This window comes from Parvularcula sp. IMCC14364 (assembly GCF_030758415.1).
Classification (GTDB): domain Bacteria; phylum Pseudomonadota; class Alphaproteobacteria; order Caulobacterales; family Parvularculaceae; genus Aquisalinus.
On the sequence record NZ_CP132334.1, the window covers coordinates 3,084,797 to 3,109,235 of the forward strand.

The window sequence follows — 24,439 nt, forward strand, 5'->3', positions numbered from 1 at the left end:
GGCGATGACATGGATATTGAAGGTCTTATTGGCTGGGTGAATGCGCAGGTCTGGGGCATCCCGATGCTCAGCTTGCTGTTGCTGACCGGGCTCTATCTCACCATTGGCCTGCGCTTCATGTCCATCATTCGTATTCCCTACGCATTCGGGCAACTGTTCCGCAAACGCTCCGGGCAGGCAGAGGGTGATGTATCCCCTTTTGGGGCCCTGATGACGGCTCTTTCTTCAACCATCGGCACGGGCAACATCGGCGGCGTTGCCGCAGCCATTGCCATTGGCGGCCCTGGCGCGGTTTTCTGGATGTGGATGACGGCGGTTCTCGGGACAGCGACCAAATATTCCGAAGGTGTGCTGGCGGTGAAGTTCCGCGAGACCGACGCAAACGGCAACCATGTGGGCGGGCCGATGTATTACATCAAGAACGGCCTTGGCTCGAAATGGGTCTGGCTGGGCGGCGTTTTCGCGACATTTGGGGTGCTGGCCTCGTGGGGAACCGGCGCTTATATTCAATCCAATGCTGTCGCCGATACACTGAACAGCACCTATAAAATTCCTCATCTCCTCACTGGCGTTGTGCTGGCGGCAGGGGCCGCGGCGGTAATCCTTGGCGGGATCAAACGGATTGCCAGCGTTGCTTCCAAGCTGGTGCCATTTATGGCCCTTGCATATATTTCTGCCGGCCTGATCGTGCTCGTGATCAAGATTGATGCCATACCGGCAGCGTTCGGCATGATCTTCGCCGGTGCCTTCGGCATGACCGAAGCAACAACGGGTATCTCTATCGGCCTGTTGATGCTAGCGATGCAAAAGGGTGTGGCCCGCGGCATTTTCTCAAATGAGGCCGGACAGGGCTCTGCCCCGATTGCCCATGCGGCAGCCAAGAACAAAGACCCTGTAAACCAGGGCATCGTCGCCATGCTCGGCACGGTGATTGATACGCTGATCGTTTGCACAATTACTGCGCTTGTCATTCTGACATCTGGTGCCGTTGCACCCCAATGCCTGCCGACACCAGAAAGTGTCGAGCAATTACTGGCCGGGGTTCAGGCTGCTGGTTGCGATACCAGCGCGCCCCTGACGGCGGCAGCCTTTGAGGCGGTGCTGACCGGCATTGGTGCGCATATCGTCTCGATCGGTCTTGTCTTTTTCGCGTTCACGACCATTCTCGGCTGGAGCTATTATGGCGAGCGATGTGCTGCGTATCTGTTCGGAGAGAAAATTATCCTGCCGTTCAAGCTGAGCTGGGTCGTGATGGTCCTGCTGGGGTCAGCCGTGCTGATGCTGGAAGGTGAAGTGACAAATATCGTGAACCTTGCCTGGCTTGCTGCAGACACCCTGACCGGCCTGATGGCAACACCAAACCTGATCGCATTGCTCCTGCTGTCGCCGTTGGTGTTCAAGCTGACGAAGGAATATTTCGCGAAAATGAAATAGGACCAATGTCAGAAACATTGCCTCGAAACAGCCCTATTTTAGGGCTGTTTTCAGCCTGACTTCGCTGGTAGATTTCTTTTTACAATTAGTCATGCAACCGGTCTCGATGTGCCGGGTTAGGCTGTTATGAAACTGCGGTCTTTGTTCCTGGGGGGGATCGGGCTGGTCTTGCTGACCTGCACAGGGTGCAGTTCCATGCCAGGCTCAATGGAGAAGAGCCGAGACCGGGTGAAAGAACTGACGCCGGATCGGGTCGAAGTTGCCGTTGATCGCCGTGACATGCGCCGCGCCGCAGAGTCCCCGCTCTACGACTTCAACATCAAGCGTGACGAAATACCCAAACCGCTTGCCAGTATTGAAAACGTCTATGCACCACCAGAAGAGCCTTCCTGCCTGAACATGAAGGCAGAGGTCGCGCTGCTCTCCGCCGTGCTTGGCCCTGACACGGTCATCAATGCTGATGGCGAAGAGGAAAATGTCCTGACACTAGATCCAAGTGGCGCAATCGAATCTGCGGTGACATCCCTGATTCCATTCAATGACATCATCAGGCATCTTTCAGGTGCCAATGGTCACAAAAAGAAAATTGCCCAGGCCTATTTCAAAGGCCAGATGCGGCGCGCCTATCTGAAAGGCTGGGCGGCCGAACATGGCTGTGCCATACCCAAGCCCACGATCAAGCCGCCAAGAACCGGCGAAACCGGGCCAAAATCCTGAGGGGACACCAGATGAAAAAAATAAATGCTGTTACAGTCGCGTCGACACTGGCCATGGCCTTTTCCACGACTCTTGCGGCGGTATCGCCTGCCACTGCCGAAACCTGTGACGCGCAAGAGACCTTTGGCGTGATCATTCATGGCGGCACGGCCAAGGCAGGAAATGTACCCGAAGCACGCCTCAGCTTTATGCGCGAAATTCTGACCGATGCCAGAGCCGATCTCAAGCGCGGCGCAGAGGCGCTGGACGTGGTTGAAGCACTGGTTGCAACCATGGAAGATTCCGGTCTGTTCAACGCTGGCAAGGCCGCAATCAACAATGCGGGTGGCTTTGTGGAAACAGACGCTTCCATCATGGACGGGAAAACAATGAAGGCCGGGTCTGTCGCCTCACTTAAACTGGTCCGCAATCCGATCCGGGCAGCCCGGCTTGTCATGGATGAAACACGTCACGTCATGATGGTGGGAGATCGCGGTGAAGCGGCAGTTAATGACCTTGGGGCAGAAAAGGTGACGGCGGATTATTTCGTTAATAATGCGCATCATGATGAACCGGAAAAACACGGCACCGTTGGCGCGGCAGTCCTCGACCGATGCGGCAATCTCGCGGCTGGCACATCGACCGGCGGGTATGACGCAAAAATTCCGGGCCGCGTTGGTGACAGCCCGGTCATTGGTGCAGGCACTTATGCCAAGAACGGTATCATGGCGGCGTCAGCTACAGGACATGGCGAATTCTTCATCCGCTTTACAGCAACACGCGCCATCGCGGCACGGATGGAATATGGCAACGCATCCGTGACGGATGCAGCACAGGCGACTATCGATGAAATGGCGGCAGCTGGTGAAGATGGTGCCGGCCGTGGTGGCCTTATTGCTATCGACACCGAAGGTAATTTTGCGATGCCATTTTCCTCTGACGGCATGGTCCGCGGTATCGCCAGTAACACGCAGGCGCCGGTGGCAGGCGCCTTCGATGAAATGGAATAGACACGCGCTAGGTTGATGCTGGCGGAAAACTATTCGCAAAGGTAAAGGCAGCAGGGCCTGGTCCTTGCCGGTCTATCATATCGAGCTTTCCTGTACTTTCTTCAAGCGAAGGTATATGCCCCCGTGGCACCCACCATAATGCCATATGCGCCCTGGCAGGCTTTGGAAACCACTCGCTTTTTCGCCGCACAAAGACAGCGTGCCCGGTGCGATAGACAAATGCTCTGAGGCTTTCCATATCCTCCCAAACGCTCAGGTTTATCAGCGTACCGTCACCATAAGGATCAAAGCTCTGCGTACCCGGCCCATCATCATCCTTCAAACGCCAGACAAAACCGGGACTTGCTTCGGCAAAAGCGTTCACAGCTTCAATGGCATTGGCAAAGCCTGCCATACGGTCATCATCCATCTCAAATAAGGGCGCGGCGATATTGATCTGTGCAAGATGGAAAGCGCTCATGTGGTATCCCTGATCGCGATGATGGAGACGGTCATCAGGGACGCAAACATGACGATGGCATAAACAAGGAAAACAAATATGGAGGCTGAAAAGGTTTTCACCCAGCCACGTTTGAAGGCACCCTTCAACGTCAGAAGATAATAGACGAACAGAACCATCACAAAGACCAGTGACACGATGCTGCCAGGCAGCAGTGAGGCGGCAAATACAGCCACGATCAGGGCCAGAAACATGACGGCATGAACATTCAGTGACAGGATGAGGTGATCGTAAACCAGTGCATCCTTGCCACGCACAAAGACCAGACCCAGCACCGCCATCAATGGCGCCATTACAAACATCAGCCTTGGCAGCCAGCTGTTGAGCGCAATATTGAAGGGCTTGGGATTCAGGGCAACCTCATTGATCCTGTCCGCTATGGACGAGACTTGCTGAGCGACGGCAACGTCCTCTTCATCTGTCTCGTCTGCATCTGACAGAACACGCTCATTGATGAAGTTGACAAAAATTTCGGCTTCTTTTGCAGTGTACTCAGCTTCTGACGCCCTGGTCAGGAACAGGAAGTCAAAGTTGACCGTCTGTATTTCCCCGGATTCTGTCTCGAACATGGCAGCTATCTGCCCGGCATCTTCGGTGGGGTCGGCAAGGCGCGGTTTCAATGTCAAAAAGTACGTATCGGTCAGGGCCATGATTGTGAAAAACACAAAACTGATGACCAGAAAAAAGCGGATCGGCGGCGTGAATACGGAGCGTCTGCCGTCTCCATATTCACGCACATAATGCCCCGGCCTTGCAATCATCGCCCCGAGTGTTCGGAAGAATTTTGAATCGATCGAAAATACGCCAGTCAGCGTCTCACCTCCAAGCGACAGGATGCTGCGTCGGCAGTCATCATTTTTCTGGCCGCAATTATAGCAGAATGTGCCGACGACATCTGCCCCGCAGGCAAAACAATCCGACGGCAGGTCGGCTTTGCCTGCCTTGTTACGGTCAAGCGCCGTCTCGGTGACGGCCCCGTCTTCCAGGACATCAGTTTCTGACATCGTTACCCCTCATCAGAACATAGCCCCATAATCGCACATCCGGGCCTGCGCTGAAAGACGCATTGCCCCAATAGCCGTCGCAGGCTAGAGAGTGCTGGATTTACCCCTGCGCATCGCACTTTGCGCCTGCGCTTCAGCCCGAAAAATACGAAGGAGATAAACCTATGGCCCGTAACAAGATTGCGCTGATTGGCTCTGGCATGATTGGCGGCACGCTTGCCCATATCGCTGCCCAAAAAGAACTGGGAGACGTTGTGCTTTTTGACATTGCCGAGGGCATTCCCGAAGGCAAAGCCCTCGATATTGCAGAAAGCTCGCCTGTGGATGGCTATGACTGTGCCCTCTCAGGAACGCAGGACTATGCTGATATTGCCGGTGCAGATGTGTGCATCGTGACGGCCGGCGTGCCCCGCAAGCCCGGCATGAGCCGCGATGACCTGGTCGAAATCAACCTGAAAGTCATGAAGTCTGTTGGGGAGGGAATCGCCAAACACGCCCCGAATGCTTTTGTGATCTGCATTACCAATCCGCTTGATGCGATGGTATGGGCGCTGCAGAAATTCTCGGGTCTCCCGGCACAGAAAGTTGTTGGCATGGCTGGCATTCTTGACTCTGCCCGGTTCCGTTATTTTCTGGCCGAAGAATTCAATGTGTCCGTCGAAAGCGTCTCTGCGTTCGTTCTTGGCGGCCATGGTGATACCATGGTGCCGCTTGAGCGCTATTCCACAATCGCCGGGGTCCCATTGCCTGACATGGTCAAAATGGGCTGGACAACGCAGTCAAAGATTGACGCGATTGTTGACCGCACCCGGAAAGGCGGCGGTGAAATCGTCGCTCTGCTGAAAACAGGCTCAGCCTATTATGCGCCAGCTGCTTCTGCGATCCAGATGGCCGAGAGCTATCTCAATGACAAGAAAGTTGTCGTGCCGTGTGCTGCATATCTGGATGGACAATATGGTGTGAATGACCGCTATGTCGGCGTGCCGATCGTGATCGGATCAGACGGTGCCGAGCGCATTCTGGAAGTCGAGTTTGATGCTGAAGAGAAGGCCATGTTCGATCATTCCGTTGCGGCGGTAGAGGACCTGGTCCAAGCCTGCAAAAAGATTGACCCCAGCCTCAACTGATATCAGGTAATCGCATGGAATGCAGAAGGCCGGTCGGTGACCGGCCTTTTTTTGTGCTCATCCATTTGTGATGACCGGTGTGGGGATGTGAGTATGCAACTCACCTCTGCTCGCATAGTACATGCACAAATTTGTGGAGTTGACCTATGCGCCTAAAATTCATGCTTTCTCTTATCGCAGGCTTTATCCTGATTTTTTCAGGTACTGCTGCCTTGTCCGGCGAAATGGATAAACTTGGCCCGGCTGTCGGTGATGCCCTGCCACATGATCTCAGCGTAAACAGTCAACCAGCCTACAGTGAGCTGACAGGAGAAAAAGGTGCGGTAATCTTCTTTGTACGCTCTATCAGTTGGTGCCCATATTGTAAAAATCAGGTCATCAATATTTCTTCCAACGCGGCAGAATTTGAGGCGCGGGGCCGCTCTCTCATCTATATCAGTTACGATGCGGCGGCAGATCAGGCACAGTTCAGGACCAGCAAGAACCTGAACGGCACATTTGTGTCTGACACCAATTCAGAAATCATTGATGCCTTCGGTTTGCGCAACACTGATTACGACGAAGAACACTTTGCCCATGGCGCACCGCATCCGGCAATTTTCTTTGTCAGCCCTGACGGCGTCATCCAGGCAAAACTCTACGAGGAAGACTATCTTGAGAATCGTCGTTCTTATCAGAACAGGCCCGCTCTCGACATAATTCTGGAAACGGCTGATGATATTGGCGCTGCCGGGTAGGCAAAACCCCGGAACGAGCGAAAAATAATAAACCCGCGAAATCCGGTGGATCCGACTTCGCGGGTTTTTACTATGCCGACCATCCGTGGGGTGGGGGGAAGGGGTCAGGATGGTGGCTATACTGACGCAACCATATCCCGATAAATTGATTTTAGTCGCACATGCAACTCATAGTTGCTTCTGCTATCTACCAGAGGCCTCAACAGCCCTAACTTTTTTGCACTGCACACTAGGTATTTTTAAGAAAGTTACATATATTATGCAACTCGAAGTAGTGTAATCAGGCAGGCTGACCTGCCGCAGCGGGGCTCCATGTTATATACAGCGTATGAAATGAGCCGGAATGCAATGCGCCCCTGGCGGGCAGCTGCGCAGGCCGGAGCTGACTTTTGGCAATCTCCCTATAATCTTGCCAAAGACAGCTGGCTAGGGCGCAATGCGTCAGCCTCGCTTGCAGTATTTGACAGCATAACACGTCATTACGCCAAGCCTGAATGGCGACTGGATTTTACAGAAATCAAGGGCCACAGCGTGCCCGTCACAGTAGAGACTGAGCTGACCAAAGATTTCGGCTCGCTGCTGCACTTTCGCCGAGACCCCGAGGCCCTGAAGAAGGCAAAAGGCGCAAAGGCAGCGCCTGACCCACGCGTATTGATTGTTGCACCCATGTCCGGTCATTTTGCAACTTTGTTGCGCGGCACCGTGGAAGCGATGCTGCCCGAGCATGAAGTTTATATCACTGACTGGTCAGATGCGCGCAATGTGCCCATCACGTCCGGTAATTTCGATCTTAACCACTATATCGACTACCTGATGGAATTCATCAGCACCATTGGTCCTGGCGCGCACACCATGGCCGTGTGCCAGCCAGGCCCGGCATTGCTCGCTGCGATCGCCGTCATGAGTGAGCAGGATCATCCTGATCTGCCGGCCACAATGACCTTTATGGGCAGCCCAATTGATGCGCGCAAATCCCCTACCGTGACCAACCAGCTCGCGGAGCAGCGGTCTTTCGAATGGTTCGAAAGCAACATGATCCAGACCGTCCCGGCACCCTATGCCGGTATTTTCCGCCGGGTTTATCCTGGCTTCCTGCAATTATTCAGTTTCATGTCGATGAATTCTGAACGCCACATGCAAGCGCATCATGATTATTTCAATCATCTGGTTCAGGGAGACGGGGATAACGCCGAGAAGCACCGCACATTCTATGACGAATACCTCTCTGTATGTGACATGACATCGGAATTCTATCTGCAAACAATCCGCGAAGTCTTTCAGGAATACACCCTGGCGCAAGGCGCGTTTCGCCATCACGGTAATCTGGTTGATCCCAGCAAAGTCACGCGTGTGGGCCTCATGACTGTTGAGGGTGAACTGGATGATATTTCCGGTATTGGCCAGACGCAGGCAGCGCATACGATCTGCACAGGTATTCCTGACGACATGAAGCAGGACTACGTTCAGCCGGGCGTTGGCCATTACGGCGTTTTCAACGGATCGCGATGGCGCACGGAAATTCAGCCACGTCTGCGCGATTTCATTTTGAAAAACCATGATGCAGCACTTGAAAAGAAAGTGCAGGCAGGCCGCACTGCAAATCATCTGAAACTCGTTAAGAGCGACTGATTGCCCCGGCCCACGGCTGGGCCTAGGGTACGGTAAAACACTACCGGTCCGGGGTTCTGCATGTCCAAAAAACTCAAAAAGGGTGATCGTCTGTATCTGGTCGATGGCTCTTCATATATTTTTCGCGCCTATCACGCTCTGCCACCACTGACCCGCAAATCGGACGGGATGCCCGTCGGGGCCGTATCCGGGTTTTGCAACATGCTGTGGAAATTGCTCGCAGATGTGAATGATGACGCCGTGAAAGAGATGGGCACCCCTACACATTTCGCCGTTATCCTCGATCATTCCTCGCACTCATTCAGAAATGATCTCTATAGTGAGTACAAAGCCAATCGGGATGAACCACCGGAGGACCTGCGCCCACAGTTCAGCCTCATCCGGGATGCTGTGCGAGCATTTGGGCTGCCTTGTATTGAGATGGAGGGATATGAAGCAGATGATCTGATTGCGACCTATGCTGTTGAAGCTGACAAGGCTGGCGCAGAAACAGTTATCATCTCCTCCGACAAGGACCTGATGCAACTCATCACCGATCATACGACCATGTATGACACCATGAAATCGCGTAAAATCGGACGCGCCGAAGTCGTTGAAAAATTTGGTGTTGGTCCGGAAAAGATGATCGACCTTCAGGCGCTGACCGGAGATTCGGTTGATAATATACCGGGCGTTCCCGGCATTGGGCCTAAAACGGCAGCGCAGTTGCTTGATGAATATGAAACGCTGGAAACACTGCTAGAGCAGGCTGGCGGTATCAAACAGAAGAAACGCCGCGAGAACCTTATTGAATTTGCCGAAGATGCGCGCATGTCCAAGGAACTTGTCACGCTCAAAACCGACGTACCGAATGTTGAGCCAGCAGGCGGGTTTGCTGTCACGCCTATGCCGCATGACCAGCTCGTCGCTTTTCTTGAGCAGATGGAATTCACGACACTGACAAAGCGGGTGCGCGCCGCTGGCGGAAGCAAGGCACCTGTTGCCGCCGCGGCGCCAGTTACCAATCAAGGCGTTATTGATACCAGTTCATACCAGACAGTTTATACACTGAAAGAAGTTGAGGAGTGGGTTGCCAAAGCACATGCGCGCGGCGTTGTCGCAGTTGATACAGAAACAACAGGTCTAGATGCCATGTCAGTGCGGCTCGTCGGCCTGTGCCTTGCCACCGCGCCCGGCGATGCCTGTTACATACCCCTGACCCACGGTGCAGGTGACCTCGATCTCAGCGATCCGGACGCCGCAAAGCAACTGGATACACAAGAAGTGCTGGAGATCTTAAAGCCCATGCTGGAAGACACCTCCGTTCTCAAGGTGGGCCAGAATTTCAAATATGACCTCCTCATTTTCCAGCGCTATGGCGTCAATGTCAGCACAGTCGATGACACCATGCTTATTTCCTATGCAGTTGAGTGTGGATTGAACAAGCACGGGATGGATGAACTTTCCAAAAAACATCTGGGCCATGAGTGCATTAGTTTTTCATCCCTTGCCGGTACCGGCAAAAAGCAGAAAACCTTTGACCAGATCCCGATTGCTGACGCTGCAAAATATGCGGCAGAAGATGCGGACATCACCTTGCGCCTTTACCAACGACTGGCCCCGCGCCTTGTCGCAGCGGGCAAGAAAACCATGTATGAGACGCTGGAGCGGCCTATGGTGCAGGTGATCGCCGGCATGGAGCGTGAAGGGGTTAAGGTCGACAGGGAAGTGCTCTCACGTCTCTCGGGCCAGTTCGCACAGCGCATGGCACAACATGAAGCCAGCGCTCATGGCCTGGCCGGTGAGAATTTCAACCTTGGCAGCCCGAAGCAGATTTCCGAAATTCTGTTCGACAAGATGGGCCTTGAGGGCGGTAAGAAAACCAAAACCGGCGCCTGGTCAACCAGCGCGGATGTTCTGGATGGACTGGCCGCACAAGGAATTGAAGTTGCCCAGGAAATACATAATTGGCGGCAACTATCCAAACTAAAAGGTACTTATACGGATACTTTACCGGGCAGGATAAATAATGAGACAGGCCGTGTGCACACATCGTATTCTCTCGCGGCAACACCGACCGGACGCCTTTCATCAAACGACCCTAATCTCCAGAATATACCGATCCGGACTGAGGACGGGCGCAAGATCCGCACAGCGTTTATTGCAGATGAAGGAAATGTTCTGATCTCTGCAGATTACAGTCAGATTGAGTTACGTCTGCTGGCACATATCGCCAATCTTGATTCACTGAAGCAGGCGTTCGCTGATGGTATAGATATTCATGCCATGACAGCTTCTGAAATGTTCGGGGTGCCAATCAAGGGTATGGACCCGATGGTCAGGCGACGGGCCAAAGCTATCAATTTCGGGATAATCTACGGCATTTCGGCCTTTGGCCTAGCAAACCAGTTGGGCATTTCTCGCGGGGAGGCCAAAGACTACATTGACAGCTATTTCGAGAAATTTCCCGGCATCAAACAATATATGGATACGACTATCGCCAGCGCGAAAGAGCAGGGATTCGTGGAAACTGTATTTGGGCGGCGCACGCATATTCCTAATTTCAAAATACCAGCCCAGCGTGGTTATGCCGAGCGACAGGCGATCAATGCGCCGATACAAGGCTCAGCTGCGGATGTGATCCGTCGTGCCATGATCCGTATGCCGCAAGCTATCCAATCCAACGGTTTGTCTGCCCGGATGTTGCTTCAGGTACACGATGAACTGATATTCGAGTGCCCAAAATCGGAAGCAAAGAAAACCTGCGCTCTTGTCAAAGAGGTCATGGAAGCCGCCGCAATGCCAGCTGCTAAAATTGACGTGCCGCTGGTCGTTGAAACAGGTGTTGGCCAGAACTGGGACGAAGCGCATTAAGGACAGAAACTGTCAGAACAGGTTTAGACTGGTCTTTTCACTGAACAACTCAAGGGCCAGAGTGCCCGCGAGAGAATTTCCTGCCTTGTTCAAGGCCGGGGACCAGACCGCAACGGCACAGACACCCGGCACGATTGCCAAAATGCCGCCACCCACACCGGATTTCCCCGGCAGCCCGACATGAAATGCAAAATCACCGCTCATATCATAGTGACCACAGGTCATCATCAATGCGTTGATGCGATTAACATGTGCATGCGTGGCCACTTGCTCGCCTGAAACAGGGTCCACACCGTCATTTGCGAGGTAAAGCCCGGCACGGGCTAGTTCCGTGCAAGTCATTTCAAGAGCACACTGACAAAAATATGCCTGCAAGACTTCTTCGGGGTCATTTTTCAGGACACCAAAACTCTTCATGAAATATGCAAGGCTGCGATTTCGATTGCCCCATAGGGCTTCTGATCTGGCAACTTCATCATCAACCCGCACACGCCCAGAGCAGGAAAGTTTTCTGGCAAGGTCAAGGATCAGGTCCGCACCACTTTGCCGGTTACAGTGAGTAATGATCGTATCAGTCACGACAATAGCGCCAGCATTGATAAATGGATTACGCGGAATCCCACCTTCCTGCTCAAGCTGGACAATAGAGTTGAACGCACTGCCGGATGGCTCTCGCCCCACGCGCTCAAAGAGGTTTTCGTTCTCAAAACCCAGCGCAAGTGTCAGGGTCAGGACTTTTGAAATTGATTGTATGGAAAAGGGCTCTGTGGCATTTCCGGCGGTAAAAATCTCACCATCTGTTGTGACCACGGCCATACCGAAGGCTTTCGGATCAGCCTCAGAGAGTGCTGGTATATAATTGGCAACCTTGCCATTTCCAAGCTCGGGCTGAATCTCTTGTCGGATTTCGTTGAGTATCTTTTGCCATTTCATATCTGGCTGGTGACAGAGCGAGCTGTAAAAATCAACCGGGCATCATCAGCCTTTTCAGCTCGTGGATGATTGGGCCCACAGCCTGTGCCAGGCCTTTGTATGAGATCTCCTCTGGAGTCATTTCTTCCAACTGACGCATCAAGCCAGCGGCAAGGTGCTTTGCCTTCGGATTTTCCGCAAGGGCGGACAAGCTGTCTGTGTGAATCCGAATGCTAAAAAGCACTGCACCGCTTTTTGGCAGCCGTCTCAGCGTCTGGCGCTCCACACGAATAAAAAGGTGATCCACAGGACTGTCCCCTGATTGCAACCAGTCCGCATGACTATGCGGCGCCGGGCGATGCAGTTCCGGCCCTTCATCAAGCGACCAATTCTGACGCCAGAGGATTTTTCCCGGCAGTAGCCGATCGAAAACAAGATTCACTTTCCGGGCAAGCACTTGTGCATAACCTGGCACTGGTGCGTGCACCTGCTCGAGCGGTTTGCCTATTTTATCAGCCAAACGCCACGAAGATGGAAAGCACAGACATGCGGCAGAAAGGACATGGCTTTCGTCAGCCTGCTGGATAATACAGAAATCTTCCTGAACAAGACGCCCTGCCAAGGTGAGCGGTGCGTCATCAAAATCTCCCAGACGATAAGTCTGGCCTGTTGGCTTGATGCTTACTTCACCTTCCTTATACGTATAAATATCAGGGAAGTTCTGTGATAAATGCTGTACAAGAACGTCAAGGACTTCGTGCTCTGCATCATGAGCGCCGGGCAAGCTCAAGTAAACATCTTCCCGATTTTTACTTAAAAGCGCTGCCTTCCGGGCAAGCTGTACGGGGAGTTTATCATCAATTTCTATCCAGTCTTCAGGCGTACAAAGGTGCAGGCCCATCGTAAAGGGGCGCGCACTGCCATCATATGGTGTGTAGCGAAAATCATTCATCCAGGCAGTTTAGAGGAGCCAGAAGAAAAATGCAGCCAGCCGACTCTTGCCAACACAATACATGGAGCAGATTGCCTATCCCCATGGCCCCTTTGCATGCTCAGGCTGGGGCTGATAGCCGCTCTGCCCCATCTGGCTCGCCATAGCCTGCAATCGCTCAATGCGGTTCTGGGTGCTGGGATGGGTCGAGAAAAGGTTATCTGCGCGCTGGCCATGCAGTGGATTGATAATCATCATCTGGCCGGTCGCCGGATGACGCTCTGCAGTCTCATTGACTACCCGGGCAGCGCCGTTGGAGATTTTCGCCAGGGCAGAAGCAAGCCATAGTGGCTGACCACAAATTTCTGCGCCCATTTTGTCAGCTTCATACTCCCGTGTCCGGCTGATCGCCATCTGCACAAGGCTTGCTGCCAGCGGCGCAAGAAGCATGATGGCAATCGCACCGATCAACCCACCATTATCGCGGTTGCCCCCAAAGAAAATGGCGAAATTTGCCAATGCGGTGATCGCACCGGCAATGGTCGCTGTAATTGTCATGGTGAGTGTATCGCGGCTTTTAACGTGCGCAAGCTCATGCGCCATGACGCCGGAAATCTCTTCCTCGCTTAATATACGCAGGAGACCGGTTGTTGCAGCGACAGCCGCATTGTCCGGGTTGCGACCTGTCGCGAAAGCGTTCGGTTGATCGTTCTCGATCACATAGATCTTTGGCTGCGGCATGTTAGCACGCGCAGCCAATGCCGATGTCAGCTCAGCATAGCGGCGAATGGCCCCTGAAGATGTCTGAGGGTCGACCTCTTGCGCCTTGTACATGCGCAGAACGATCTTGTCGGCGTTCCAGTAGCTGAACAGGTTCATCCCGCCAGCAAAAAGCAACGCCAGCATCATGCCGCCCTTCCCCCCAATCATGGCACCGATAATACCAAATAAAGCCGTCAATGCGGCCATCAGAATGCCGGTCTTGATTACCGAACTCATTTGTTTTCTGCTCCGTCAGGATTACCTATTGTATAAGAGATAATTTAGACAAACCGGTTTTCAATATCGCTCATGACAGATAACAAAAATGACACGCAAGACAGCATGACAGACACACCCTGCACAGCGGACGGCATTCCGCTCGTGGTGAATGGGGAACGCTTGAGTGATATAGCCATTCAGGCCCTGCGAGAGGCAAGGGACCGTAAAAACCAGGAAACCAGCATCAGCCAAGGTCGGCCTAGAGAAATCAATGGCCCTAAAGGTATGGAGCCCACCCGTTATGGCGACTGGGAACGAGACGGACGGGTGATAGATTTCTAGCCAACCACCCGCTTGATAGTAACGAAACCCTGTATCAGAGGGTGCGCTCTTTTTTCTCGACGGCAAAACACTCGATGATGTCGCCAGACTTCATGTCATCATAATTGGCGAAGCTCATGCCGCATTCCTGCCCCATAGGCACTTCCTGCACATCATCCTTGAAGCGCTTGAGCTGGGAGAGTTCTCCTTCATGGATGACAACATCATCCCGGATGAGGCGCACCTTGGCGCCGCGGCGGACCATGCCCTCGACCACGCGGCAACCTGCAACCTTGCCAAATTTGGAGATGTTGAACACTTCCAGAATTTCTGCATTGCCGAGGAAGGTCTCGGTAATCTCCGGATCCAGCATCCCTGAAAGAGCGCCTTTAAGGTCATCCAGCAGATCGTAGATGATTGAGTAATAGCGAATCTCTACATTCGATTTCTCAGCTTCACCCCGCGCCTGCTTGTTAGCTCTCACATTGAAGCCGATCACTGGTGCATTGGATGCTTCTGCAAGAATAACATCACTCTCCGAAATACCGCCCACGCCGGTATGTAGCACTCTGACGCGCACTTCATCAGTGGACATCTTTTCAAGCGCGCCGACAATCGCTTCAACAGATCCCTGAACATCTGCCTTGATAACAACCGGCAGCTCCTTGATTTCTGCGTCTTTCAGCTGCGACATCATCAATTCGAGAGATGTGCCAGATGACTTGGCGTTGGATTTTTCACGACGCTGCCGCTGGCGGAATTCAGCCACTTCACGCGCACGCGCCTCAGAATCAACCACCACAAACTGGTCACCGGGCTCTGGCACGCCATTAAGACCGAGAATCTCAACCGGCATGGAAGGCTCAGCCCCCTTGATCTGCTGGCCCTTATCATTGATCAGGGCACGCACCTTACCCCATTCTGCACCACAAACAAGAATATCACCGCGCTTGAGTGTGCCGCGACGCACAAGAAGTGTCGCTACAGGACCGCGCCCTTTATCAAGCTGGGCTTCAACGACAGCACCATCTGCCGGGCGATCAGGATTGGCCTTGAGTTCTAGCAGCTCTGACTGGAGAACGATGGCTTCCTGCAAGCCGTCAAGATTGATCTTCTCAAGAGCGGAAACTTCCACATCCTGAACTTCACCCCCCATACCTTCCACCTGCAGTTCGTACTGTAGAAGGTCTGTACGCACCTTGTTAGCATCAGCCTGAGGTCGGTCAATCTTGTTGATGGCAACAATGATAGGTACTTCGGCTGCCTTGGCGTGGCTGATTGCCTCAACTGTCTGGGGCATGACAGAATCATCTGCGGCCACAACAATAATGACAATGTCAGTGACCTTTGCGCCACGCGCACGCATCTGTGTAAAGGCTGCGTGGCCTGGAGTATCCAGGAAAGTAATCCTCTGCCCGCTGTCAATTTCAATCTGATAGGCACCGATATGCTGGGTGATACCACCCGCCTCACCGGCAACAACATCAGTTTGACGCAGCGCATCGAGAAGTGATGTCTTGCCGTGATCCACGTGGCCCATAATAGTGACCACGGGAGGACGTGGATGCATATCCTCTTCCCGGTCAGCATCGCCTTCCAGGCCTTCTTCAACATCAGCTTCGGAAACACGCTTCACTGTGTGGCCAAGATCTTCAACGACCAACTGAGCCGTGTCTGCATCAAGAATGGCATTTGCCGTCACCATCTGACCCTGCTTCATCAGCTCCTTGACGAGGTCAACGGCACGCATTGCCATGCGCTGCGCCAGGTCCTGCACAGTAATGGTTTCAGGCACGATAACTTCACGCGCCTGCTTGGATCCATCGGAACCACGTGTCTGGCGGGCCTGCTTTTCCCGTTCACGCGCCCGGCGCACGGATGCCAGAGAGCGCTGCCGCTCCTCGTCATCAAGCGCGTTGGCGATGGTCAGCTTACCGGTGCGTCGACGATTTTCCTTTGGCTTCGCCTGAGTACGGCTCTCATTGTCAAAGTTACGCTTTGTCTTGATACGCCCGCCAAGCTCAGCAAGCGGATTATCCGCGTCTTTCTCGAAGCTGCGGCCTTCTTTTTCTTTCGGCTCTTCGCGGCCCTTGGGGCGTGAATCTGTTTTAGAGGCATTGCGCTTTTTGCGCTCTTCCTCTTCGCGCTCGAGTGACTCACGTGCTTCAGCTTCAGCTTTGGCTCTTGCCTCTGCTTCGCGGCTACGCTTTTCCTCTTCCTCAGCGACACGCTTGCGCTCTGCTTCAAGTTTTTCGCGCTCTTCGCTCTCGCGTTTTTCACGCGCAGCGCGCTCAGCTTCTTCTCGCTGGCGTTTTTCCTGCTCCTGAACCTTTGCAGCCTTCAAGGCAACCTCAATGCGCTTCTTCTCTGTGTCAGAGAGCGTGCGCAAAACCTTGCCATCTTTCTTTGGATCCACTGCAGGAGCAGCAGGTTTGGGTGCCGGCTTTTCAACAACCGGCTTGACCTCTTTCGGCGCAGGCGCTGCACCAATTTTGGGCGCAATTGTGCGTCTTTTCTTGGTCTCGACAACGACCGTCTTCGAGCGCCCATGCGAAAAGCTCTGCTTCACAGAACCTGTTTCTGTTTTACGCAGGGTCAGCGGCTTCCGCTTCGGCTTTGACGTTTCGTCTTTTGTTTCTTCGCTCATCAAGTCTCCAGCTACCCGACATGCGGGCAGACTTTCCAAATTAGAGGTGAAGGACATAGCGCCCCTGCCGGGCAGGGTCTACAGCGCTTCACCGTTTTATTCGGGGTTTCCCCCATGTTCTTCATACGCAGGCAAGAAGCCTGCGAGCCGTTCAACTTCCTTCAGGAAGGTACTCAGCGCTTTTTTTCGCTTCAGGCCAATATGCACGGAATTCGTGCTCCCAAGGGCCTGATCCAGTTGCATCCCGGAAAAACTGCTCACAACCGTGCAAGCTCCAGGCATAGCCGAAATGATCTTCAGGATCTTGTCGCGACCATCCGCTGCACTGTCAGATGCGTGGATATAGGCAACAAAGTCCGATTTTTTAAGCCCTTCCTTCACTTTTTCAAAGCCCATCACCAGATTACCAGATCGCCGCTCTAGACCGAGAGCGTTGAGCGCTCTTTTTTCCAGCCCGGCCCGGATCAAATCCACAAGCCCGTCAGCCCCTTCGATCACTTTAGCCTGTCCGCGAAAGCTGCGCGAAAAAGCATTGGCTTTGACGGCCTGCCGGACGGCCACTTCACTGGCTGTTGTCCAGGCACCACGCCCCGGCAATTTGCCTGCAAGGTCCGGCACCACGTGATCGTCCGGTCCGAGCACAAACCTTATACACTGTGCAGTGGGCGAAAGTGCCTCGCCACTGGCAATGCACTTCCTGTCATTGTGACGCCCTTTGGCCGGTCGTGCGATGGTATCAGGCGTTTTCAGTCGCGGCCTCCTCTTCTGCTGCCCTGGCATCAAGGTCAGCCTGCGTTTCCCAGCCAACAGCCCGTCGCGCCTTGTTGATCAACTCTTCTGCAGCATCAGGCTTGATACGGAACTCTTCGAGCATACCTTCGTAGTGCTTTTTCTCGCCATTAACATGCTCGGTCCAGCCCGTGAGGTCATCCGAGGCACAGCCCGCGAGGTCTTCAACGCTCTTAACGCCTTCTTCGGCAAGCGCGATGACCATTTTCGCGCTCAGCCCGTCCATGTGGTAGAGATCGTCCTCCACCCCAAGCTCAAGACGTTTTTCGTTCAACTGCTGCGCTTCCTTGTCGAGGAATTCATTGGCCCGGGCCTGGAGCTCCTCTGCGGTTTCTTCGTCGAAGCCTTCGATGACAGCAATTTCTCCCAGATCCACATAGGCAAGTTCCTCAATCCGTGAGAAACCCTCCGAAACCAGAAGGCCAGCAATAATATCATCCACGTCCAACGCTTCCATGAAACGCTCGGAGCGGACAGCATATTCCTTCTGTCGTTTGGCGGATTCTTCTTCTTCCGTCATGATGTCGATTTCAAAACCGGAAAGCTGCGACGCCAACCGGACATTCTGCCCACGCCGACCGATGGCAAGTGACAACTGCTCATCCGGCACCACAACTTCGATACGCTCGGACTCTTCATCAAGCACAACCTTGCTGACTTCCGCAGGCGCCAGGGCATTCACAATAAATGTCGCAATGTCATCAGACCACGGCACAATATCAATTTTCTCGCCGCCGAGTTCATTCACGACCGCTTGTACACGGCTACCACGCATACCAACACAGGCACCAACAGGATCAATCGATCCGTCATGAGACATGACGCCGATTTTAGCCCGGCTCCCGGGATCTCTTGCGACTGCCTTGATCTCGATCACACGATCATAGACTTCTGGCACTTCCTGTTCAAACAGGCGCGCCATAAATTGTGGGTGTGTACGTGAGAGAAAAATCTGTGGGCCTCGCTGCTCACGGCGTACATCTGCAATATAGCTGCGGATACGATCACCCTGCCGAACGGCCTCGCGCGGCAGTTGCTGATCCCGGCGCAGAACAGCCTCAGAGCGACCAAGGTCAACAACCACATGACCGTATTCTATACGCTTCACGATACCGCTGATGATTTCCCCAACCCGGTCTTTATACTCTTCATACTGACGCTCACGTTCAGCATCTCGCACCTTCTGTGTGATGACTTGCTTGGCGCTGGACGCATCCTTGTGCCCAAACTCAACTGGCGGCAAAGGGTCTGAAAGGAAGTCACCGACTTCCGCTTCAGGATTACGTGCCGTCGCATCTGACAGCAAAATTTCTGCTGACTCGTTCTCGACCTCTTCAACCACTTCCATCAAACGCCACAGGCGTGTTTCGCCAGTATCTGGATTGATCTCCACCTTGATATTCGTCTCGTGCCCGTAATGCGAGCGCGCTGCGCGCGCCATCGCATCCTCCAGTGCTTCGACAACGATTGCCTTATCAATGGATTTTTCGCGGGCAACAGCCTCAGCGATTTGAATCAGTTCGAGCCTGTTGTGGCTAACGGCCATTTTTAGTCTCCATGGTGATTAACTCCCTTAATCATTCCTGTATGCATTTTATTTCGCGCCCCGGACGTCAGTTATTTTCGCTGGCCGCTTCACTCTCTTTTGCAGCCCTCAGAGAATCCCGTACCAGATCATCCGTCAGGACCAGTTTTGCCTCATCAAGAAGGGAGAAGGGGATCAACGCCGTCTCTTCCTCACCCTCAAGATCAATACAGATACTATCTTCTTCAACACCGGCAAGAATGCCGCGAAATCTCTTGCGCCCCTCGATCATCTGGCGCAACTGAAGCTTGGCTTCATATCCTTCCCAGCGCTCAAAATCGATCAAGCGCGTGAGCGGACGATCAATGCCTGGCGAGGATACTTCAAGAACATATTCCCCACTGATCGGATCAGCCAGTTCCAGCACAGGCGACAAGGCACGAGACAGGCTGGCACATTCCTCGGCTGTCATCGTACCGTCTGGCCGTTCTGCCATGACCTGTAAGGTCTGCTTGCCCGAACCGGTAAGGCGCACGCGCACAAGCTCAAAGCCCTCTGCCTCTGCGACAGGCTCTACAAGAGCTACCAGTTTCTCCGTCAGGTGATCCAAAAGGTGTTCCTTGGTGACAAAAAAAACGGCTCAGCTTTCGCTGGCCGCTTCCGATTATCTCGAAATGCTATTAGATGCCATAAAGCACAGTTTCATGTGTCTGTCAGCTATTTTCTTGCCTTTCCGAACAGGGCATGCGGCAGAAACTGAGATAGGTTGGCAACCTGCCCTCGCGGATAGCCTTTGCCTCATAGCGAGTCTGTGGCCAATCCGACGGCGGGTGTGTCCAGTCTTCTTTTTTTAGCGCCGTCCAGAGGAAATCCTGTGACTTCCTGTTATGAGCTTGCACCTGCATCAACGACCAGCGGATATAGTCAGGAATATCGGATGCAATACGCATCTCTGAGCCGGGCCTTAGCAGGCGTGCTGCCTCTGCCAGTACCAACGGAGAAACAATCCGGCGTTTGTAGTGCTTCTTTTTCGGCCAGGGGTCAGGGTGCAGAATGAAGAGGCGCGACAAAAGTCCCGTCGGCAGTTTTTGTAAAAGGTCACGCGCATCACCGTGCAATATACGCACATTCTGCAGGCCTTGTTCGTCAATCTGCGTAAGCAATTTTGCCACACCATTGATGAACGGTTCCGCTCCGATCATCAAAACATCAGGGTTTCGCGCCGCGTGCCAGGCAAGATGTTCTCCTCCGCCAAAACCGATTTCAAGCCAGACGGGGCGAGATACTGCTGCTGCATCTTCGATAATTGCTTCTGTCACAGCTACCCGGGGCAGCAACGTCTCCATGAGCTGCTGCTGGCGCAGCTTTAGGGGACGATCCTGACGGCGCCCGAACAATCTGTAATCAGGAAATGCCTTATCTGACATCTTAATTCTCGGTTCCCTGAGTTTAATCAGACTTTTACGTCGTCAGGTTAAAATCAAAACTCATATCTGGGTAGAAACAGCCATGAAGAAAATACTGACTATTGTTGGATTCTTTGCCGTGACCGGGTTTGCAAGACTGTTCCTTGCAGGCGTCGCCGGGAGCTTCTTACTGTTTTCAGGTGGCAGCACAAGCGTATCGACGCCAAAAGCACCGCCCAAAACCATACAGGTTAACGCAGACACGCCAGCCAGAGATTGCGACACTTTTCTGGATAATGTGCCCGAACAGACAGATAACACCGTCACTGTTTACCGGCCTGGAAACGACGCGCAAAGACGCGCCGCACTGCTTCATCACGGCTGCAAGACTGGCGATTAGATCGCTGACTTCAGCGCATCAACCAGATCAGTTTTTTCCCAGGAGAAACCGCCGTCAGCGTCAGGCGTACGGCCAAAATGTCCGTAAGCTGCCGTGCGTTCGTAAATAGGCTGGTTAAGAGCCAGGTGCTCGCGGATGCCGCGCGGCGTGAGGTTCATGACCTGAGGCAAAATATCTGCCAGACGATCTTCCGGCACCTCACCTGTGCCATACGTATCCACATAAATAGACAGCGGGTGTGAAACACCAATCGCATAGGAAAGCTGTATCAGGCAGCGCCGGGCAAGACCGGCAGCAACAACATTCTTTGCAAGATAGCGCGAAGCATATGCCGCAGACCGGTCAACCTTGGTCGGATCCTTGCCTGAAAAAGCACCACCGCCATGCGGGGCCGCACCACCATAAGTGTCGACGATGATTTTACGTCCTGTCAGGCCAGCATCACCATCCGGGCCACCGATGACAAACAGACCTGTTGGGTTCACGTAGAACTCTTCTTCCGGACACATCCAGCCTTCTGGCAAAACTTCTTCAACGAAAGGACGGACAAGCTCCTTGATGTCAGACTGTGACAGGCCTTCAGTATGCTGTGTAGACACAACAACCGAAGTTGCCCCTACGGGACGACCATTTTCATATTGAAGCGTCACCTGGCTTTTTGCATCTGGCGCAAATTCAGGGCGCAGGCCAGCATGGCGCGCCTCAGCCAGGGCTTTGACTATGCTGTGAGAATAGGCGATGGGCGCTGGCATCAGTTCAGGTGTTTCATCAACAGCATAGCCGAACATGATACCCTGATCGCCGGCACCTTCATCCTTGTCCCCCGCAGCATCAACGCCCATGGCAATTTCCGCTGACTGTCCGTGCACAAAGCAGGATATTTCTGCATTCTGCCAGTGAAAACCTTCCTGCTCATAACCGATCGACTTGATCGCCTGTCTCGCCGTGTCGATCATCTCTTCGCTGGTCACTTCTTCACGGGCCCGAACTTCGCCTGCCAGAACAACCCGGTTAGTGGTGGTCAACGTCTCGACTGCCACGCGCGCCTGACTGTCTTTGCGCAGGAAAAGGTCAACGATTGCGTCTGATATCCGGTCGGAAACCTTGTCAGGATGGCCTTCGGAAACACTTTCGGATGTAAAGAGATAATTACTGGATGACATGGCGACCCACCTTCAAGGATATAAAGAAAAGTTTATATGTTCGGGCGCTGACATAGCGAAAGGCATCTCAAATGTCCACGGCAAAGCCATCCAAGTTGCACGCTGGGTCTGAAATTCATGCTGTTATGAATTAAGGCAAATGTTCAGGCCCGATGGGTCTCCGCCAATGCCTTGATCAGATCCAGCAGTTTGCGGCGTACCGTAACGTCCTGAATTTGAGAGAAGGACTTACACAGCTGCACCCCCTCAGGTGTAGAGAGAAGCTCCATAAACTCACTTGCAGACGTGTCTTCTGCTGAATCTTCAGCAAATCCGGCCACAGCAATTTCATCTTCCTGACCAAAGTCATCGTAGAAAAACTGGACCGGTACATTAAGCACTTTTGATATCTGGAACAACCGGCTCGCTCCAACGCGATTAATACCTTTTTCGTATTTCTGAACTTGCTGGAATGTCAGGCTCAAGGCATCGGCCAGCTTATCCTGACTCATGCCCACCATCATACGACGCAAGCGCACCCGGCTGCCTACGTGTACGTCAATGGGGTGAGGCGCCTTTCGGCTCGCTTCACTCATAACCACCTGCTGTGCAATTTCTTCCCTGTAATGGTCACTACATAACGGAGATTGTGACTTTTGCAAGTAATTGCTTATAGCAACAGGTCAAGCGCTATTGACTTGTTTTGCCGCCAGCCGATACCGGAGAACGACACCGCAGAGAATGAGGATCATCAGAAAATAGGGAATATCACCCAGCCGGTCATAAAGGGTACGTCCCGTCGCTTGCGGCAGGCGCGAAAAAACAGTGCCGCTTTCCTGCAACGGTATTCTGTCCAGAATTCTGCCTGCCGGACCAATTATGGCGGAAATGCCCGTATTGGCAGAGCGCACCATAGGCAAACCGGTCTCAATTGACCGGAGCCGCGCCTGAGCGAGATGCTGTTTCGGCCCCACACTGTCCCCAAACCACGCATCATTTGTCACGGTTACCATCCAGTCAGGGCGCTGACCTTCAGGATACATCCGACCAGGAAAAATAGTCTCATAGCAGATCACAGGTGCCATGAGTGTTTTGCCGATGTTCAGAACCGATGGCCCGTTGCCGCGCGAAAGACCGTTATTCAGGGGCACGAGCTTGTCGATGCCAAGCGCCCTGAACAGTCCTATGAGCGGGACATATTCACCAAAAGGCGCCAGATGATGCTTGTCATACGAATTGACAATCATCCGGCGGCGCGTCTCCATGCCCAGCTCCTGAAGCTGGCTGCGTGCCAGATTATCTGGCACCGGCATGTCGCGAATGACATGCAAGCTGTTATAGAAACGCTCTGTATCCGGATTTTTTTGCTCTATCCGGATCGCCCCGGACACCAGCACAGCATTCACCGGCAGCGCCTCTTGCAACAGATCGAGCGCTGTCTGATCTCTCTGGAAATAATCGTAGGCTGCATTCTCGGGCCAGATAATGTAGAGTTCTTCATCCGGTTCCAGCCTCTCCAGCGCTTCCCCTCCACTAAGATTAAAAGCAGCCAGAAAATTCTGCGGAAACAAGGCAGGATTGATCTTGTCTGCCTGCGCAACATTGGGTTGCACCACCTGCACCTTGATATCCGGGTGATACACCACTGGATTGAGGGCCAGCCGCGTGATGCCGAAAATGAGCATGACCGAAAAACCCGCGGCAACAATGGCTATGGGGCGAAAGCTCACCTGCACGGACAGATGTTGATAGTCAGATTCTGATCCAGACCTGCCGACACTCAAGGCCGGCAGGACAGCCAGCATCAGGACGAGCACACCCAGGCCATAAGGACCGATCCAGGCCGCAGGCTGCGCCAGAGCAGGCACGCCCGCAAAGGCCTGTCCGGTCAGATTCCAGGGCAGACCGGTCAGAACATGTCCGCGTGCGTATTCAGCGATTGACCAAAGCACGACCAGCACCAGAACGCGCGTCCAGTCATCCGTCCAGAACTGCCGCATCACAAGCGCCGCAGCGCCATAGAAAAGAGCAATAAAGCCCGCAAGGCCAGCCACGCCTGCAAATCCCATTACCAGCAGAAGAACGGCCTGGGAACTGTCTGAAGCCGTGTGTACGAATGAAAATGCCATCCAGTACAGGCTCAGATACAAATATCCGAAGGCAAACCACCAGCCTAGCATGAAACTGACCCGGCGCACACTTGGCGCTCTGCCGGCGGCATCCATCAGCCAGACAAATCCGCTGAAACCAACAACCAGCAGCGGCAGAAGATAATATGGCGCCATTGTTAATGCCGTCAGCACCCCCAAAAGGAACGCCAGGCCATATCTGCGCCAGCCAGATAGTCCGGCGCTAAAAGCATGCGCTGAAATCAGAAGACTGCGGAGCTTGCTCAT

Annotated in this window: 22 protein-coding genes; 9 read left to right on the top strand and 13 right to left on the bottom strand. The window is 53.4% G+C overall.

What is annotated here, in order from left to right:
• The first annotated feature begins 9 nt into the window (after positions 1 to 9).
• From RAL90_RS14415 to RAL90_RS14425, 3 genes are all read left to right on the top strand, one after another.
• Positions 10 to 1,434: a sodium:alanine symporter family protein gene (locus RAL90_RS14415; protein WP_306251842.1), complete on the top strand. Its 1,425-nt coding sequence runs from the start codon at positions 10 to 12 to the stop codon at positions 1,432 to 1,434.
• Positions 1,435 to 1,629: 195 nt separating this feature from the next.
• The gene (locus tag RAL90_RS14420; protein ID WP_306251844.1) at positions 1,630 to 2,151 is read left to right on the top strand and encodes a hypothetical protein; all 522 of its coding nucleotides are present in this window, start codon (positions 1,630 to 1,632) and stop codon (positions 2,149 to 2,151) included.
• 11 nt (positions 2,152 to 2,162) lie between these two features.
• The gene (locus tag RAL90_RS14425; protein WP_306251846.1) at positions 2,163 to 3,140 is read left to right on the top strand and encodes an isoaspartyl peptidase/L-asparaginase family protein; all 978 of its coding nucleotides are present in this window, start codon (positions 2,163 to 2,165) and stop codon (positions 3,138 to 3,140) included.
• 7 nt (positions 3,141 to 3,147) lie between these two features.
• Here RAL90_RS14425 and RAL90_RS14430 read toward each other — a convergent pair whose 3' ends face one another.
• Both RAL90_RS14430 and RAL90_RS14435 read right to left on the bottom strand, forming a co-directional pair.
• Positions 3,148 to 3,600: a DUF3291 domain-containing protein gene (locus RAL90_RS14430; protein ID WP_306251848.1), complete on the bottom strand. Its 453-nt coding sequence runs from the start codon at positions 3,598 to 3,600 to the stop codon at positions 3,148 to 3,150.
• Positions 3,597 to 4,643 carry a DUF3667 domain-containing protein gene (locus RAL90_RS14435; protein WP_306251851.1) on the bottom strand — a complete coding sequence of 349 codons (1,047 nt, stop codon included), beginning with the start codon at positions 4,641 to 4,643 and terminating at the stop codon, positions 3,597 to 3,599. The genes RAL90_RS14430 and RAL90_RS14435 overlap by 4 nt, the downstream gene beginning before the upstream one ends.
• A 164-nt stretch (positions 4,644 to 4,807) precedes the next feature.
• Between RAL90_RS14435 and mdh the strand changes: the two genes are divergently transcribed.
• From mdh to polA, 4 genes are all read left to right on the top strand, one after another.
• Positions 4,808 to 5,770, top strand: coding sequence for a malate dehydrogenase (gene mdh, locus RAL90_RS14440; RefSeq protein WP_306251853.1), 963 nt, complete (start codon positions 4,808 to 4,810; stop codon positions 5,768 to 5,770).
• 146 nt (positions 5,771 to 5,916) lie between these two features.
• Positions 5,917 to 6,507, top strand: coding sequence for a peroxiredoxin family protein (locus tag RAL90_RS14445; protein ID WP_306251856.1), 591 nt, complete (start codon positions 5,917 to 5,919; stop codon positions 6,505 to 6,507).
• Between the two features lie 312 nt (positions 6,508 to 6,819).
• Positions 6,820 to 8,136: a polyhydroxyalkanoate depolymerase gene (locus RAL90_RS14450; RefSeq protein ID WP_306251858.1), complete on the top strand. Its 1,317-nt coding sequence runs from the start codon at positions 6,820 to 6,822 to the stop codon at positions 8,134 to 8,136.
• 60 nt (positions 8,137 to 8,196) lie between these two features.
• Positions 8,197 to 10,989, top strand: a complete 2,793-nt coding sequence (polA, locus tag RAL90_RS14455; RefSeq protein WP_306251860.1) for a DNA polymerase I — start codon at positions 8,197 to 8,199, stop codon at positions 10,987 to 10,989.
• Positions 10,990 to 11,001: 12 nt separating this feature from the next.
• On the opposite strand, the gene RAL90_RS14460 is transcribed toward polA, so the two are convergent.
• The 3 genes from RAL90_RS14460 to htpX form a co-directional block, all read right to left on the bottom strand.
• Positions 11,002 to 11,922 (bottom strand): glutaminase, encoded by a 921-nt coding sequence (locus RAL90_RS14460; protein WP_306251862.1) that lies wholly within the window; start codon positions 11,920 to 11,922, stop codon positions 11,002 to 11,004.
• A 31-nt stretch (positions 11,923 to 11,953) separates the two neighbouring features.
• Positions 11,954 to 12,853: a DUF3445 domain-containing protein gene (locus RAL90_RS14465; protein WP_306251864.1), complete on the bottom strand. Its 900-nt coding sequence runs from the start codon at positions 12,851 to 12,853 to the stop codon at positions 11,954 to 11,956.
• A 75-nt stretch (positions 12,854 to 12,928) separates the two neighbouring features.
• Positions 12,929 to 13,831: a zinc metalloprotease HtpX gene (gene htpX, locus RAL90_RS14470; protein ID WP_306251866.1), complete on the bottom strand. Its 903-nt coding sequence runs from the start codon at positions 13,829 to 13,831 to the stop codon at positions 12,929 to 12,931.
• Between the two features lie 72 nt (positions 13,832 to 13,903).
• Here htpX and RAL90_RS14475 point away from each other — a divergent pair, with 72 nt between their 5' ends.
• On the top strand, positions 13,904 to 14,155 hold the full coding sequence (locus RAL90_RS14475) for a DUF1674 domain-containing protein (RefSeq protein WP_306251868.1): 252 nt from the start codon (positions 13,904 to 13,906) through the stop codon (positions 14,153 to 14,155).
• A gap of 34 nt (positions 14,156 to 14,189) precedes the next feature.
• On the opposite strand, the gene infB is transcribed toward RAL90_RS14475, so the two are convergent.
• The 5 genes from infB to trmB all read right to left on the bottom strand — a co-directional run bounded on the left by infB (position 14,190) and on the right by trmB (position 20,522).
• Positions 14,190 to 16,781 (bottom strand): translation initiation factor IF-2, encoded by a 2,592-nt coding sequence (infB, locus tag RAL90_RS14480; RefSeq protein ID WP_306251870.1) that lies wholly within the window; start codon positions 16,779 to 16,781, stop codon positions 14,190 to 14,192.
• Positions 16,782 to 16,877: 96 nt separating this feature from the next.
• On the bottom strand, positions 16,878 to 17,561 hold the full coding sequence (locus RAL90_RS14485) for a DUF448 domain-containing protein (RefSeq protein ID WP_306251871.1): 684 nt from the start codon (positions 17,559 to 17,561) through the stop codon (positions 16,878 to 16,880).
• Positions 17,518 to 19,116 (bottom strand): transcription termination factor NusA, encoded by a 1,599-nt coding sequence (nusA, locus tag RAL90_RS14490; RefSeq protein ID WP_306251873.1) that lies wholly within the window; start codon positions 19,114 to 19,116, stop codon positions 17,518 to 17,520. The genes RAL90_RS14485 and nusA overlap by 44 nt, the downstream gene beginning before the upstream one ends.
• A 67-nt stretch (positions 19,117 to 19,183) precedes the next feature.
• Positions 19,184 to 19,705, bottom strand: coding sequence for a ribosome maturation factor RimP (gene rimP, locus RAL90_RS14495; RefSeq protein ID WP_306251875.1), 522 nt, complete (start codon positions 19,703 to 19,705; stop codon positions 19,184 to 19,186).
• A 103-nt stretch (positions 19,706 to 19,808) separates the two neighbouring features.
• A complete protein-coding gene (gene trmB, locus RAL90_RS14500; protein WP_306251877.1) occupies positions 19,809 to 20,522 on the bottom strand; it encodes a tRNA (guanosine(46)-N7)-methyltransferase TrmB in 714 nt (237 codons plus the stop codon).
• 82 nt (positions 20,523 to 20,604) lie between these two features.
• Here trmB and RAL90_RS14505 point away from each other — a divergent pair, with 82 nt between their 5' ends.
• Entirely contained in the window at positions 20,605 to 20,901 is a 297-nt protein-coding gene (locus RAL90_RS14505; protein WP_306251879.1) for a hypothetical protein, read from the top strand.
• Here the strand turns inward: RAL90_RS14505 and metK are convergent.
• The 3 genes from metK to lnt all read right to left on the bottom strand — a co-directional run bounded on the left by metK (position 20,898) and on the right by lnt (position 24,439).
• Complete coding sequence (gene metK / locus RAL90_RS14510; RefSeq protein WP_306251881.1) at positions 20,898 to 22,064, bottom strand: methionine adenosyltransferase; 1,167 nt, start codon at positions 22,062 to 22,064, stop codon at positions 20,898 to 20,900. The genes RAL90_RS14505 and metK overlap by 4 nt on opposite strands.
• A 143-nt stretch (positions 22,065 to 22,207) precedes the next feature.
• Positions 22,208 to 22,639, bottom strand: a complete 432-nt coding sequence (locus RAL90_RS14515) for a helix-turn-helix domain-containing protein (protein ID WP_306251883.1) — start codon at positions 22,637 to 22,639, stop codon at positions 22,208 to 22,210.
• A gap of 87 nt (positions 22,640 to 22,726) precedes the next feature.
• Entirely contained in the window at positions 22,727 to 24,439 is a 1,713-nt protein-coding gene (gene lnt / locus RAL90_RS14520; RefSeq protein WP_306251885.1) for an apolipoprotein N-acyltransferase, read from the bottom strand.